We start from the raw sequence: 15,123 nt of genomic DNA on the forward strand, positions 1-15,123 counted from the left end.
CTTATTTAATGATTACTTTTTCTTACCTTTAGCTGGTGCAGCAGCTGCCTGACCTGGTTTTGGTCTCTTAGCTCCGTACTTAGATCTTCTTTGTGTTCTTCCGTTTACTCCAGCAGTATCCAACGCACCTCTTACGATGTGGTATCTAACTCCTGGTAAATCCTTAACTCTCCCTCCGCGTACCAATACTATCGAGTGCTCTTGAAGATTATGTCCTTCGCCCGGGATATAGGCGTTAACTTCTTTTCCGTTTGAAAGTCTTACCCTTGCAACTTTTCTAAGTGCAGAGTTAGGTTTCTTAGGAGTGGTAGTATATACTCTCGTACATACACCTCGTCTTTGTGGACAAGAATCAAGGGCAGCCGATTTACTCTTCTTGGTAAGTGCGACTCTTCCTTTTCTAACTAATTGTTGAATAGTAGGCATTTAATTGCTTTTTATTTTAGGGTGCAAAAGTATGAATAATTTTTTAATCCACAAGTAGTTATGACTAAAATAAATAAAAGTTTTAATAAAGAAATGGTAATTTTACAAGGATGGTCATAAAAGGCTGTTTTAATAACTCAAATATTACTTAAACCTTATTTGGGAGGTGTATAAGACTTTTGATTTATCTTTAATGGTATCATTCATTAACCATTTAATTTTTGGATTCAAAGCTCCAACAATGTTTTCTTTAATACTGCCTTTTTGTTTATTGGTGTGTTTATATTGAAAAGTTTTGTTAATTAAAGGAAAATGATAATTAGTAATAGTTTCTATTTGAGTTTCGTCATTATACAAATATTTTTTATTTGAAAACCGAGACATTTGTGGTTCTATTATATTTTTATTTCTTAAAAAAATATCGTAGTCTTTCAGATTATATAATGAAAGAAACACAAAAAAGAAACAACTTATTCTCCATATATATTTATCTGAAGTTACATTTTTAAAATATAAAATGAGGAATGAAAAAAACAAACAGATATTTGCAACAGCCATCATCCTTACGTTCATTTCTTCAATCTGCTGAAACCACCCGGAAACTAATAATGCAAGTGCATAAACAGATGCTATAACCCATAATAATATATGAAAGTAATAAGTAGTATCTCGTTTTGCTTTTCTATAAAATTTTAGCAGATAAATAAACATTCCAATATCCATCGCCAGTACAAAAAACTGAAACATCATACTTACGAAACTCAATGAAGATGGCTTTATTCCAATAAAAGGATCAACTACATTCACCACACCTAAAATACTCCTTAATATATATATTGGTAAGTTTGCCATTGCGGCACCTCTTAAATTTTCACCAGTAAAACTTCCAAAATGCAAATAATTAAAAATCAAATAAGAAACAATTCCTAGTCCCGATAAAAAAACGAACAGTAAAAACTGTTTAAAAAATGAAGCCTGTCTTAGTTTAAAAAACATCAGTAAGAAAAATACCCAAACTGATACATATATATAGATTCCAGAATACCTTACCAGAAACATACAGATCATAACCAACGAAGCAAAAACGGTATTTTGATAACCTTTGCCTTTCCCAAAAAACATCTGGTACAAAAAATATAGGAGAAAATATAAGAGCAGGGTAAATGGGCCTTCTGACATCGCTTGCACAAAGACAAAAAAACAAGTTTTTCCCGTAAACAATAAAACCGTTTCCCTGAAATAAAATTTTTTAAAATAAGAAAAACTCAGAGTCACAATAATAAACAGCAAGCTCAAGACCCTTGATGCCCAAAACCAATCCTGAGTAAAACCATATGCCAATCTTAATAATACAGGATAGCCCAAAGGAAAAAGATCTGTTTCTGGATGAGGCAGATCTGCTGCAATTCCAAAATAAGAAAGACTATCTGCACCAATCCCTCCGCTAGAAAAGAAAAAAGGCAGCAAAAAATAGACGATCACTATTATTACGGCCAAAATTTTATATTTCAACATTCTTTGCTTATTAATTTTTCACAATAATAAGAAATCTTACTCATAGCTCCTTTAAAAACTTAATCAAGACATCGTTTCTAAATAAATTTATGGCATGATATTTCCTTCAAAATATCAAACAAACATACTTATGAAAAACGCCAATATTATTGGATTAAAAGAATCCGATTGTAAAAACATTTCAGAAAAACTAAATGTACTTTTAGCAAATTATTCCATATTTTATCAAAATACAAGAGGCTCCCACTGGAATATAAAGGGGGAACAATTCTTCACACTTCATCCAAAATTTGAGGAACTTTATAATAGTTTGGTTTTGAAAATCGATGAAATAGCAGAAAGGATTTTGACATTGGGAGCGACCCCAACTCACAATTACTCTGATTATTTAACCGTTTCTACCATCAAAGAAAGTAAAGAAGTAAGCGACGGAAATAAAAGCGTTGAAATAATCCTAAATTCCTTCAAAGTCGTAATTGATCTACAAAGAGAACTATTGGACATCACGGACAAAGCTGGAGACGAGGGAACCAACTCCCAAATGAGCGATTATATCACAGAACAAGAAAAAGAGGTCTGGATGTACAATTCTTATCTTGGCAAATGAATCTAATCTAAAAATCCTGTTCTTGAAGCGGGATTTTTTTGTTTGTGCATTTTGAATAAAGTCATTTTGTAAAATCTCCATTTAAATTATTTTTTCTAATTTCATAACAACTACATCTTCACAACTGCTTTCTTGATATTTGGAAATTAAATTTTATTTTTGTTTCCAAAGACTATTATGAAAACAAAAATCTATACTACAATCCTCATGATCTATCTTTCCATCATGAGTTTTTATTTTTACACACATCAGTATTACAATGTAGATATAGAGGCTTATATGGGGTTGGTATATAAAATTACCGAACCTGAAATGGATATCGAAGAAATCCATAAAAAAGTCTATGATGAACTGGCTATCAAAAAGCCAGAAATATTTTCTTACAGAAAATCTATAACAGAGGCAGAGACCATTGGTTCTGATTCTTATTATTATATATTATCTAAAAATGTAAAAGCTTACGAGGAAGAATTAGAGTTTTTTTCTGTAAAACCTTTATACAACATCATCAATTCTATATTTTTTAAACTAGGATTTTCTGCAGCCACCTCAACATTTTTGATATCTATTATTTCTTATGTTTTAATTATTTTTTTTATGTTCTTATTCCTTAACAAAGAACTTAAAAGGACAGAATTGGCTTTTGCAATTACACTTCTCATTTCCATTTTCAAACCCATACTAGATTCTACAAGGCATGCTACACCTGATATGCTGGGTTGTCTATTGTTATTACTCACATGTTATTTCTTTATTTACAAGAAAAATATGATAGTTACAACTATTTTGGCCATGCTTACAATATTCACAAGGCCAGAATATTTTATTTTCTTTAGTCTTTTATTGGTCTTGATCTTATTTTTCAGAAAATCCTTTACTTACAAAATTTCAGAAATAGGAATTAGCTACCTTTTCATCACAATATCTTTTATTATCATTCAGCTATATTCTAAAATCTCTTGGGGAGTACTTTTTATGAATCAGTTTACCAAGGTGCAGATTTATCCTATTTCCAATCCAGACCCTTTTATTCTAAGTCACTATATCAATTACATCAAAAGGAAAATCTTCCTAGAATTCAATTCCTCATACTTTATTATTTTATTAATATTCACAATTGTAATACTCGGAAATACTTTATACAATAAGCACAGGACAGACAAAAAACCACTATTGGTACTTTCCTTTGCTATAGCTACGATGATAAGTGTCCTTATCAGATTTCTTGCTTTTCCAGTATTGGTCAATAGGATGATGGTTGGATTTTATTTATTGATAATTCTAGCAATTACACTCTATCAGTTTTCTGATAAAAAAAATGTTAATCATTAATTTTCAAAAAAAGCAGAAAGTAAAAGTATTATCAATTATATTTGCCTTTTAATTTTACACAGATTTGAAAAAAGCTCTATTCTTTTTACTGATTTCCAATTTCCTGTTCTCTCAATGGAGCATCTCCAATGCTGAAAGAAATGCACTTGTAAATATATATAATGCTACAGATGGCGAAAATTGGAATAGAACGTGGGACTTGGAAAAAGATCCTAAAACGTGGTTTGGGGTCTCTGTAAAAAACGGCGTGGTGGATGAGCTCAACCTTACAGGTAATGCCCTGAAAGGTGTTTTCCCAACATTCTTTTCATCACTTACCCATCTTACCAAACTGGACCTTAGTAACAACCAGCTTTCCGGGGAAGTTCCAATGGGAATTTCTTCATTAAGTTCTTTGACCAAATTAGATATTAGTAATAACAGATTGAATGGCGACCCTACCAATTCTTTGACAGGGTTTTTCAATGTCCAAGATCTTGCTTTGGGTGGCAACAGCTTTACAATTCCAGATGTCAATGGATTATTACAAAGTTTTAATAATATCAAAAGTCTGAACATTGCTGATCTCGGACTTCAAAGCATTCCAACAAAGATCACCACTTTCTCAAATCTTGAAAGTCTGACACTAGATAACAACTCAATTTTGGCAAATGCTTATGGTAATATCGCAGGACTTTCAAAACTGACCTACCTTTCACTTTCTGGTAATTCTTTGACACAAATCCCGACTCAGGTCTCTTTACTGACACAACTTACCAGCCTTGATCTAAGCAACAATAACTTAACCGAGCAAAATACTTCTGGATTATCTACCTTAGTGAATTTAGAATGGCTTTCTTTGGAAAGCAATCAATTAGCTCAGATTCCGACTCAAGTTTCTTTATTGAAAAAACTTCAGACTCTGAATCTTGGAAGAAATAAGATCTCAGGAGGAACTTCTATATTGACCGGACTGCCGGTCCTTCAACAATTGTTCTTGAACAACAATTCATTATCGGGAAACATTCCTGCAGAATTTATAGGAATGCCAAAATTATTGATGCTGAATCTCAACAGCAATCATCTTTACGGAGATATCAACGATAAATTACCTGCAATCACGCATCTCAGCAACAATCGTTTTAATAAAAGCCAATTATCCAGTTACATTGTAGATTACAACGAGCAGACAGAATTGGACTATTCACCTCAACGCTATGATGAGACCGTACAGGTTTTAGGGATCATCGGACAGCCCGCAAAGTTGGAACAATCCCTTTCTGGTAACGAGTACACCTTTACCTGGTTCAAGAACCTAGACCAGAAAATGAATATTGCCACAACAGACCTCAGCTTCAATAGTGTAGAAGAATCAGATTTCGCAACATATACAGTCGAAGCTTATACCTACTCCGTTTTGGATAACAATGTCATTTTTGACCTGTCACTTTTCCGCGACCCGATTTCTCTTGTAAAAATTCTTGGAACTGCAGAAACTGCAAAATATCTCAACATTTATCCTAATCCCACTTCAGACTATATCAACATCGTAAGTTCAAAATATGACATCCAAAAAGTTCAGATCTATGATTTGAGCGGAAAACAAATGCTTTCAGAAACCAAATCGAAAATCGATGTTTCCAAACTTCCAAGCGGTGTCTATATGTTGATCATCAAAACACAGGAAGGGAACAAAAACTTCAAGTTCATCAAACAATAATTTTTCAGGAGCTTGATCCCACTTTCCACTATATCTTTTTTATGATTGCGAAAGGCGTTGAGCAGATTTTTAGAAACTTTTTCAGCGCAATCACAAAAAAGGATGCCGTTGCAATCGGGGCTATAAAAACATCCGGCTTCTGACTTCCAGCCTCTGACTCTTTTCCATTTCACAAAAAATATTATCTTTGGAAACATCGATTTTAAGAAATGGAAAACCAAAAATATATACCTAAAAACAAAGTAAGAATCGTAACAGCAGCGTCTTTATTTGACGGTCACGATGCTGCCATCAATATTATGCGTCGTGTGATTCAGGGAACGGGATGCGAAGTCATTCACCTTGGCCACGACAAATCTGCAGAGGAAGTTGTAAATACAGCAATCCAAGAAGATGCTAACGCCATTGCATTAACCTCTTATCAAGGCGGTCACAACGAATATTTTAAATACATCTACGATCTTTTAAGAGAAAAAAACGCTTCGCAGATCAAGATATTTGGTGGCGGTGGCGGTGTAATTCTGCCTGAAGAAATCGAAGACATCATGTCTTACGGCATCGATAGGATTTATTCTCCGGATGACGGTCGTGAGCTTGGTTTACAGGGAATGATTGACGATTTAGTAAAAAGATCAGATTTTCCGACAGGAAAAGATGTGAATGTGGAAGATCTGTATTTAATCAGTTTTGAAAATTCTACCAGCATTGCAAAAATCATTTCAGCAGTAGAGAATTTTTCGGAAGAAAAACCTGATTTGGCAAAAGCAATTGACGAAAAATCAAAAGACTTAAATATTCCAATCATCGGTATTACAGGTACAGGTGGTGCAGGAAAATCCTCATTAACAGACGAATTGGTAAGACGTTTTCTACGTTCAAATCCTGATAAAAAGATTGCTATCATTTCAATTGACCCTTCGAAAAAGAAAACAGGAGGTGCATTGTTGGGCGATAGAATCCGTATGAATGCCATCAATGATCCGAGAGTTTATATGCGTTCTATGGCAACAAGAGAAAACAATGTGTCAGTTTCTCCGTTCATCCATTCTGCTCTGAATGTTTTGAAATTGGCTCATCCAGATGTTATCATTTTGGAGACTTCAGGTATTGGACAATCCGGTTCAGAAGTTTCTGATTTTGCAGATGTTTCTATGTACGTAATGACTCCTGAATACGGAGCTTCAACACAGTTGGAGAAAATCGACATGTTGGATTATGCAGATTTAGTTGCTTTAAATAAATCCGACAAAAGAGGTGCTCTTGATGCACTTCAAGCGGTTAGAAAACAGTTCCAGAGAAACCATTTGTTGTGGGAACAGCCATTGGATGAAATGCCGGTTTACGCAACAAAAGCATCGCAGTTCAACGACCACGGTACGACGGAATTATACAACAGATTGGTTTCCAAAGTGAATGAAAAGTTTGCTGATTTAAATTTACAAGACTTTGTTGAACAGGAAATTACAGACGAAGTAACAATCATTCCTCCAAAAAGAGTCCGTTATTTATCTGAAATTGTTGAAAACAACAGAACTTATGATGCCAACATCGAAAAGCAAGCTAAACTGGCGCGAACAATGTATCATATTGATGGCGTTAAAAAAATTATTTCAAACGAAACTTTAGACGCTGAATATCAAAAGGCGGAAAAAGAACTTCAACAGGAAAATATCGACTTCCTGAAAACTTGGGCCGATACGAAAAAAGCTTTCCACGAAGAGTTTTATTCATACTTTGTAAGAGGAAAAGAAATTAAAGTAGAAACCTCAACAGAATCTTTATCACATTTAAGAATTCCAAAAATCGCATTACCAAAATACAACGATTGGGGTGATTTAATTAAATGGAAAGGTCAGGAAAATCTTCCGGGAGGATTCCCTTTTACTTCGGGAATTTATCCTTTCAAAAGAACGGGAGAAGATCCAACGAGGATGTTCGCCGGAGAAGGTGGCCCTGAAAGAACCAACCGAAGATTCCATTATGTTTCTGCGGAAATGCCTGCAAAACGTTTGTCTACAGCGTTTGACTCGGTAACATTATATGGACAAGACCCTGCTTTACCACCGGATATTTATGGAAAAATTGGAAATGCGGGAGTTTCAATTGCTACTTTGGATGATGCTAAAAAACTATATTCAGGTTTTGATCTGGTGAATGCATTAACTTCAGTTTCAATGACCATTAATGGCCCTGCGCCAATGTTGCTGGCTTTCTTTATGAATGCGGCCATCGACCAAAATGTTGAAAAATATATTGCTGAAAATGGTCTGGAGTCTAAAGTTGAAGAAGTTTTAAAAGCGAAATTTGACGATAAAGGTTTAGCAAGACCAAAATATAACGGAGAGCTTCCACCTTCTAATAATGGTTTAGGATTAAAATTATTAGGAATTACAGGTGATGAAGTGATTCCAGCTGATGTTTATGCTGAAATTAAAGCTAAAACGATCGCAACTGTCCGTGGAACTGTTCAGGCAGATATTTTAAAAGAAGATCAGGCACAAAATACGTGTATTTTCTCTACTGAATTTGCCTTAAGATTAATGGGCGACGTTCAGGAATATTTCATCAAAGAAAAAGTAAGAAACTTCTACTCTGTTTCTATTTCAGGGTATCACATTGCGGAAGCTGGTGCAAATCCGGTTTCTCAATTGGCTTTCACTTTGGCAAATGGTTTCACTTATGTGGAATATTATTTGTCAAGAGGAATGGACATCAACGATTTTGCACCGAACTTATCATTCTTCTTTTCCAACGGAATCGACCCTGAATATTCAGTAATCGGACGTGTTGCAAGAAGAATCTGGGCAAAAGCAATGAAACTGAAATACGGAGCCGATGAAAGAAGCCAAATGTTGAAATATCACATTCAAACTTCTGGTCGCTCTCTTCACGCTCAGGAAATTGATTTTAATGATATCAGAACGACTTTACAGGCGCTTTATGCAATCTACGATAACTGTAATTCATTGCACACAAATGCTTATGATGAAGCCATTACAACTCCGACTGAGCAATCTGTAAGAAGAGCAATGGCGATTCAGTTGATTATCAATAAAGAATTAGGTTTGGCGAAAAACGAAAATCCGCTTCAAGGTTCATTTATTATTGAAGAATTAACGGATTTGGTTGAAGAAGCTGTTTACGCAGAATTCGACAGAATCACTGAAAGAGGTGGTGTCCTGGGTGCAATGGAAACAATGTACCAACGTTCGAAAATCCAGGAAGAATCAATGCATTATGAATGGCTGAAACATACCGGAGAATATCCTATTATCGGTGTAAATACGTTCTTAGGAAAAGATGGTTCGCCAACGGTTCGTCCGGGAGAAGTTATTCGTTCGACGGAGGAAGAAAAGCAATTCCAGATTGAAATGCTTCATAATTTCCAAAATTCTAATGTAGATAAATCCGCAGAAGCTTTAAAAACATTACAACACGCAGCAATCAATCAGCAAAACTTATTTGAAGTGATGATGGATGCCGTGAAATATTGTTCGCTTGGGCAGATTACCAATGCACTTTTTGAAGTGGGTGGTAAATACAGAAGAAATATGTAACGACTGTGCCGTAGACAATTGTTGACTACTAAGCGTATCAATAATTTATAAATTCAAACCTCAAGGAATTATCTTTGAGGTTTTTATTGTCAAAAAATCCAACGGTTTACTTTTTGATTAGAACAAAAAAATCAAATCAGAAATAAACTATGAAATTGCTTTGCAATTACATATGACCTTTAAAAACAACTAAATCTTCATATGAAACTAAAATCTCCCGAACCATTCTGGCTCGTAAAGGACGGATTGAAACATTCTTATCCATCACTCCGAGAAAATATTGAAACAGAAATCCTCATCATCGGAGGTGGAATCACGGGTTCTCTCCTTGCGCATCAAATGATAAAAGATGGTTATAAAACTGTTCTGGTTGACCGTCGGGAAATCGGGAACGGAAGCACGAGCGCCACAACTTCTATGTTACAATATGAGATTGATGTTCCGCTTTTTGAACTTTCCAAAATGATTGGTAGAAAAGGTGCTGAAAAATCTTATTGGGCTTGTTATAATTCGATTGATGATTTGCAGAAAATCTCAAAAGAAGTCAAATCTGATTGCGGTTTCAAGAAAAAACAATCGCTCTATTTTGCGGCACTCAAAAAGGATGTTCCAGGTTTGAAGAAGGAATTCGAAGCTAGAAAATCGGCGAAGTTTCCTGTGAAATGGCTATCGTCAGACGAAATCAAGAAAAAATTTAAAATCAATAATACTTTTGGTGGTATTTTTTCTGAACAAGGCGGAAGCATCGATGCATTTTGTTTGGCGCACGACATTCTTCATTTCAATTATAAAAAAGGATTGCAGGTTTTCGATAAAACAGATATTATTAAATTTGAATACAGGAAAAACGGAGTTACAGCAACAACAGATTACGGAAACACGATTAAAGCCAAAAAAGTGATTTTCTGTAACGGTTTCGAAAGTACAGAAATCATCAAAGACAAATTTGTGAATCTTCTTTCCACTTACGCCATTGTTGGTGAACAACACGAGAAAGACCACAAGGAACTGAACGACCTTTTGGTTTGGAACACCGCAGAACCTTACATTTATATGCGCACAACGGACGATAATCGAATCTTGATTGGCGGTGAAGATGAAGAATTTGTTAATGCACAAAAACGAGATTCTTTACTTTTTGACAAGGAAAAAAAGTTAGTTAAAAAACTCGACAAATATTTACCAAAAAACAATTTTCGAACAGATTTTGTCTGGGCAGGTACATTTGGCGAAACTAAAGATGGGTTGCCTTACATCGGGAAACATCCGGATTTTCCAAGTGCTTATTTTGTTTTAGGATTTGGAGGAAACGGGATTACTTTTTCTGTGATTGGGATGGAAATGGCTTCTGATTTTCTGAAAGGAAAGAAAAACGAATTATCAGAATATTTCAGGTTTAGAAGATAATTGTCTTATCTCAATCTGAGATTTCATTTTTTATTCTAAATTTGGAATAAACTTAAACAAATGAAATCACTGTTTACAATTCTGTCATTAGCCTTATTTTCTTCATTCGTCAATGCTCAAAATAAAGGATTTGACCAAAAATTAGCAGATTCTCTCGGAGCCGACCAATACGGAATGAAGACTTATTATCTTGTGATTCTCAAAAAAGGAAAAACCGAAATCACAGATAAAGCCAAAAAATCGGAATTGATGAAAGGTCATATGGATAACATCAGCAAATTGGCAAAAGATGGAAAACTGATTGTCGCTGGCCCAATGGCGGAGAAAAATGATAAGAATTATTCAGGAATTTTCATTCTCGATGCGAAAACCAAAGAAGACGCTGAAAGTTTAGTATTGACAGACCCTTCTGTAAAATCTGGAATTTTTGATGTTGAAATTTATAAATGGTATGGCTCTGCCGCACTTCCACTCTATTTGAAATCTCACGATAAGGTGACTAAAGTTCATTTTTAGAAATTCTCCAACGCACAAAAAACCACTATAAAATAGTGGCTGTTGAAAAATTAATTTCTATTGATTTTGATTTGATTTTTTTCGGTAGCGTTGATAATTTTTGATATATCATCTGGCGTGAATTTCCCTTTCACATCCACGAAAATACTTTGGTCATTATCATCATTAACTGTGATTATCATTCGCTTGATTAAGTCTTTTGATTGTTGTGCATTGATACTCACAACCTGACCTTGCTGCTTTACAGACATCCATTCTTCGTAATTATTTTTGGTCAGATATTTCTGAAATTCTGCTTTCACAGGTGTTTTAGAACTTTCTACAATCAGAACTTTCACATCGCTGATTTTCTTTACCAAGTCTATGACTTCCTGACTCTCTCCGTCTTCTCTCAAAGCATTCTTCACATATGATTTTGCCAAGAAGGTGGGAACATTGATGCTTACAAAAGTCGAATTTTCTTTGAATCCTGGATTGTCAAAAAAATCAGTATGAACTTTATTTTGAGAAACCATACACGACTGAAGAAAAAAACCGACAATCGTCAAAATAATGATGTATAAGAATCTTATCATAGCTTTAGTTTTTAGTTGATTGAGTTAATAGTTGAACCTGTTCTTTCGTTGGCAGATTTTGTCACTTTAGAAGGATTTCCTCTGTATTGCACAGACGCTGCTGATGTTGCACTTGCTGTTAAACTTTCGGTTGTATTGATTTTCACACTTGACCCTGAAGAAGCATCTACAACAGCCGATTTGGTTACGAAATCTCCTGCTGAGATAGAACTTCCACTGCTTGCACTGTAAACTCCCGAATCTGCTTTTCCCGCTAGTCTGATAGAACTTCCGCTGCTAGCTTCTAAAGCAAGAGATTTGGTTTCAAGATTGATTTTTACATTCACACCAGAAGAAACATCCAATGCTGTATTTGTAGAGATTTTAAAATCTCCTGAAACCTGTGACCCAGATGAACAACTTGCTGCGAAAGTAGTTTCATTAATAGGCGTAACAGCCTTGAAACTAGAACCTGATTTAGTAATTAATTTCGACAGTTTTGGTCCGGAAACAATCACTTTAAGACTATTGAAGTTCAAGTTTTTAACGCCTTTATTTCTCACAAAGATTTTCAAAACACCGTTTTCAACTTCCGTAATAACATATTGCTGTTTTTCAGGGTCTACTTTTACAACCACACTTTGTTTTGGACTTTGGCTGAATTCTACATCAACACCTGAAGAAGTTTCTATCCCATTGAAAGCTGGAACATTTCTCTCGCTTCCAATATTTGATGTACCAGCATTATCCGTAGTGGTAAAAGTTGTTGTTCCAGAACCGTCTGTTATAGTATGAGTGGATGTGCTTGTTTGAGAAAATGTGGAAGAATTAATCGTTTTTGCAGGATTAATAGAAGTTACATTTTGGCTCTCCTCCATCATTTTGCTCACATCATCCATAGAGATTTTCCCATCCAACATCATCAGAACAGAACTGTCTTCTGACATAATGTTAAGAATCAAATTATCCATAACATTGGCTGTGATATCCTGAGCCATAAACTTGATTTTAGCATCACGATTGTTCACGGTTACCAGTTCCTCATACTTCATATTTTTAAGAGAATTGGAAATTTCTTTCTCTATTTTCTTTTCATCTACAAGAGGATTTTTTGATGTTTCCGGTTTTTCCAGAATCAGCATTTTCAGTCCATTAACCTTTGCAAGCAGTGGTTGAATTTTTCCAAGTTCTTCGTTATCGATTTTAAGGTTATTCAATAACTTGAACATAGGTTTTGCAATCTTGATAGAGGTCACACCTTCTGTGTCCTGATACTTATCAAAGAGCTTATTAAGTTCTTCTGTTTGTCCGAAAATATTAGTGGACAGAAGAAATAATACGATGAATATTGATATTTTTTTCATAATAATTTTTGGTTGTTGTCTAAGGTCTTATGCAATCGCCATTTCGTTAGTACTATTTCAGAAGATTCGTAGATAGCGATTTCATTTTTTGATTTGATTGATATTAAAAATTAAGAATCCTGTAAAAATCCAATGATTGATTTTGGGCAGATTCCGCGTGATTTATGGTTTGGGTAACGTTACTTGCAAAATAATTAAAAGTATCCTCTGTTATAGCAATAGCTTCCTGCTCATTGTAGATTGGTTTTCCATTGATGATAACATAATTCGGATTATAATCTGAATCTGAGTTTACTTGATTTTGAGATTGATTATCAGTTTTAATTTGTTTCGGTTGATGAGAAGCGAATCGCATTTTTGACTCTTGATTGTCAACTGTATTTTTCTTCTCATTCGTTCGCTTTCTTGGCTGCACATCTTGCTGAACTAAGACCGTTTGTTGAATCTGAGTTTCTTCAACTGGAACAACTTTTCGAGCTTTACCTTTCTTAGGTTTTTCAGTATGACTAGCAACTTGAGGTGCTATGTTCTCAGGATTATTGAACATCCAAAGTCCTGTGATTCCCATTAGCAGAACCAAACTCGCTGCCATCCAATATTGAGTGTAAGATTTCCTTTTTACAATCGGAAGCGGAACTATTTTTGGTTCTTCAGTTTTCTTCAAGAAATCCTCGAAGCTTATATTTAATTTCTCCTGTTTCTCTTCATTCAGAAAAGAAAAATACGGATTATCACTTTCGTTTTTGAGAAACAGATGTTCTTCCGGCGTCAGCTCTTCGCCTTCGAAGAATCTAGATTCCCAATCCTTGTATCTGTCTGTTTTCATATTCATAAAGTTTGTTAATTGAATCTTTCACTTTTTGTCTGGCTCTCATCAGGTTGACCCGGACTGCATTTTCTTCCATTTCCATCATTTCCGAAATCTCCGAGATCTCATACTCCTCGACATCTTTTAAGTGAATGACCATTTTTTGTTTCTCGGGCAGTTGGTTGATAAATCCCAAGATCTGCTCTTTCATATTATTTGTCTCAATCTGGTAAAGTTCTGACTGATGTCTCGTCTGGCTTGCAAATCCGAGTTTAACTTCGTGATGTTTCAGGCGGTTCAGACATTCGTTCTTCACACTTCGCAGGGCAAAACTTTTCAAATTTTCCACAACCATTAATTCTTCTTTTTTCTGCCAAAACTTCATCATCAGATCCATTACAACATCTTCGGCTTCGTCTGCGCTCATCAAAAACTTTTTCGCAAAACGATACATCTCATCCTTGAGAATAAATACCGTTTGTTTAAAGATTTCTTGAGTCATAGATTCAGTTTAATGTTTGAGGTTAAAAGTTTTTACTCTTTGAAACCTTTTTAATTTCTTGGTTGTTTAAAAGTAAGACATTTTGGAATTACAAATTATTACATCAAAAATAAAAAAAGAACTTTAATAATTATTAAAGTTCTGATAATCAATTTATTAAATTTATATTTATTTTTCCAACAATGACTATAAACTATTTATTAACTAAATCATATAATTGTTGCATTTTTTCATTTCCTATAATATCCCAATTATTATGAGCACATACGTTATTTGATTGGTCTAAAACATAAAAACTGGAGAATCCCATTTTTTGGTAAATGCAATCCTTACAGATAGTCTTAGTTAAAAGATCTAATCTCTTGAATGGATTTCTCTTATTACCATATAATTCTGTATCCAAAAAATAAACAGGAGAGTAATATTGAATTTTTTCTAAATATTCTTTTATCTCGCTAAATCTAGTATATCTGTAACCTACTATCGGAATTAATTCAAAATCATTATGAGTTTTTAGAAATTCCATTATTTTAGGAAAAGATTCTGTTGAAGAAGGACAAGTTGCAGAGAAATTGTAAACAATCTTGTATTTTATCCCAGATTTTTGTATTATGGTTTTAATTGATTCAATATCTGCTATATAAATATTTGTACTATTAGAATCATAATTTTTACTGGTAATCTTTTCTAAATTATCTTTTGCATAAAGCATACCCTCTTGTGAAAAGCAATAAATTGAGAAAAAAATCAGTATTGTTATAATGTATTTCATATCTTGAAAATTAAGAAATAAAAAAAATCTATATCACAAATAATAAAATATTAATGTTTTTTTA

The 15,123-nt window shown here is 34.2% G+C and carries 13 protein-coding genes; 6 read left to right on the forward strand and 7 right to left on the reverse strand.

The window, feature by feature from the left end; translation table 11 throughout:
• Positions 1-12: 12 nt before the first annotated feature.
• Both rpsL and RTX21_RS09265 read right to left on the reverse strand, forming a co-directional pair.
• The gene (rpsL, locus tag RTX21_RS09260; protein ID WP_031503575.1) at positions 13-426 is read right to left on the reverse strand and encodes a 30S ribosomal protein S12; all 414 of its coding nucleotides are present in this window, start codon (positions 424-426) and stop codon (positions 13-15) included.
• Between the two features lie 144 nt (positions 427-570).
• A complete protein-coding gene (locus RTX21_RS09265) occupies positions 571-1,941 on the reverse strand; it encodes a hypothetical protein (protein ID WP_312767070.1) in 1,371 nt (456 codons plus the stop codon).
• A 130-nt stretch (positions 1,942-2,071) separates the two neighbouring features.
• Between RTX21_RS09265 and RTX21_RS09270 the strand changes: the two genes are divergently transcribed.
• The 6 genes from RTX21_RS09270 (at position 2,072) to RTX21_RS09295 (ending at position 11,059) form a co-directional block, all read left to right on the forward strand.
• Positions 2,072-2,548, forward strand: coding sequence for a Dps family protein (locus RTX21_RS09270; RefSeq protein ID WP_312767071.1), 477 nt, complete (start codon positions 2,072-2,074; stop codon positions 2,546-2,548).
• A gap of 177 nt (positions 2,549-2,725) precedes the next feature.
• Positions 2,726-3,880 carry a hypothetical protein gene (locus RTX21_RS09275; protein WP_312767073.1) on the forward strand — a complete coding sequence of 385 codons (1,155 nt, stop codon included), beginning with the start codon at positions 2,726-2,728 and terminating at the stop codon, positions 3,878-3,880.
• Positions 3,881-3,944: 64 nt separating this feature from the next.
• Complete coding sequence (locus RTX21_RS09280) at positions 3,945-5,579, forward strand: T9SS type A sorting domain-containing protein (RefSeq protein WP_312767074.1); 1,635 nt, start codon at positions 3,945-3,947, stop codon at positions 5,577-5,579.
• A 209-nt stretch (positions 5,580-5,788) separates the two neighbouring features.
• On the forward strand, positions 5,789-9,136 hold the full coding sequence (locus RTX21_RS09285) for a methylmalonyl-CoA mutase family protein (protein ID WP_312767078.1): 3,348 nt from the start codon (positions 5,789-5,791) through the stop codon (positions 9,134-9,136).
• Between the two features lie 201 nt (positions 9,137-9,337).
• Positions 9,338-10,543, forward strand: a complete 1,206-nt coding sequence (locus RTX21_RS09290) for an FAD-binding oxidoreductase (RefSeq protein WP_312767080.1) — start codon at positions 9,338-9,340, stop codon at positions 10,541-10,543.
• Positions 10,544-10,603: 60 nt separating this feature from the next.
• On the forward strand, positions 10,604-11,059 hold the full coding sequence (locus tag RTX21_RS09295) for a YciI family protein (protein WP_312767083.1): 456 nt from the start codon (positions 10,604-10,606) through the stop codon (positions 11,057-11,059).
• A 50-nt stretch (positions 11,060-11,109) separates the two neighbouring features.
• Here RTX21_RS09295 and RTX21_RS09300 read toward each other — a convergent pair whose 3' ends face one another.
• The 5 genes from RTX21_RS09300 to RTX21_RS09320 form a co-directional block, all read right to left on the reverse strand.
• On the reverse strand, positions 11,110-11,634 hold the full coding sequence (locus RTX21_RS09300; protein WP_312767085.1) for a DUF4252 domain-containing protein: 525 nt from the start codon (positions 11,632-11,634) through the stop codon (positions 11,110-11,112).
• Positions 11,635-11,645: 11 nt separating this feature from the next.
• Positions 11,646-12,977, reverse strand: a complete 1,332-nt coding sequence (locus tag RTX21_RS09305; protein ID WP_312767087.1) for a DUF4252 domain-containing protein — start codon at positions 12,975-12,977, stop codon at positions 11,646-11,648.
• 103 nt (positions 12,978-13,080) lie between these two features.
• Positions 13,081-13,803: a hypothetical protein gene (locus RTX21_RS09310; protein WP_312767088.1), complete on the reverse strand. Its 723-nt coding sequence runs from the start codon at positions 13,801-13,803 to the stop codon at positions 13,081-13,083.
• The gene (locus RTX21_RS09315; protein ID WP_312767089.1) at positions 13,769-14,287 is read right to left on the reverse strand and encodes a sigma-70 family RNA polymerase sigma factor; all 519 of its coding nucleotides are present in this window, start codon (positions 14,285-14,287) and stop codon (positions 13,769-13,771) included. Before RTX21_RS09315 ends, RTX21_RS09310 begins: the two co-directional genes overlap by 35 nt.
• 193 nt (positions 14,288-14,480) lie before the next feature.
• Positions 14,481-15,059: a hypothetical protein gene (locus RTX21_RS09320; RefSeq protein WP_312767092.1), complete on the reverse strand. Its 579-nt coding sequence runs from the start codon at positions 15,057-15,059 to the stop codon at positions 14,481-14,483.
• Between the last annotated feature and the right edge of the window lie 64 nt (positions 15,060-15,123).

The organism is Epilithonimonas sp. (assembly GCF_032054305.1).
Lineage (GTDB): Bacteria > Bacteroidota > Bacteroidia > Flavobacteriales > Weeksellaceae > Epilithonimonas.

Coding starts and splice junctions, on each gene's coding strand:
- rpsL (WP_031503575.1), bottom strand. CDS start 426: ATGCCTACTATTCAACAATTAGTTAGAAAAGGAAGAGTCGCACTTACC.
- RTX21_RS09265 (WP_312767070.1), bottom strand. CDS start 1,941: ATGTTGAAATATAAAATTTTGGCCGTAATAATAGTGATCGTCTATTTT.
- RTX21_RS09270 (WP_312767071.1), top strand. CDS start 2,072: ATGAAAAACGCCAATATTATTGGATTAAAAGAATCCGATTGTAAAAAC.
- RTX21_RS09275 (WP_312767073.1), top strand. CDS start 2,726: ATGAAAACAAAAATCTATACTACAATCCTCATGATCTATCTTTCCATC.
- RTX21_RS09285 (WP_312767078.1), top strand. CDS start 5,789: ATGGAAAACCAAAAATATATACCTAAAAACAAAGTAAGAATCGTAACA.
- RTX21_RS09290 (WP_312767080.1), top strand. CDS start 9,338: ATGAAACTAAAATCTCCCGAACCATTCTGGCTCGTAAAGGACGGATTG.
- RTX21_RS09295 (WP_312767083.1), top strand. CDS start 10,604: ATGAAATCACTGTTTACAATTCTGTCATTAGCCTTATTTTCTTCATTC.
- RTX21_RS09300 (WP_312767085.1), bottom strand. CDS start 11,634: ATGATAAGATTCTTATACATCATTATTTTGACGATTGTCGGTTTTTTT.
- RTX21_RS09305 (WP_312767087.1), bottom strand. CDS start 12,977: ATGAAAAAAATATCAATATTCATCGTATTATTTCTTCTGTCCACTAAT.
- RTX21_RS09310 (WP_312767088.1), bottom strand. CDS start 13,803: ATGAAAACAGACAGATACAAGGATTGGGAATCTAGATTCTTCGAAGGC.
- RTX21_RS09315 (WP_312767089.1), bottom strand. CDS start 14,287: ATGACTCAAGAAATCTTTAAACAAACGGTATTTATTCTCAAGGATGAG.
- RTX21_RS09320 (WP_312767092.1), bottom strand. CDS start 15,059: ATGAAATACATTATAACAATACTGATTTTTTTCTCAATTTATTGCTTT.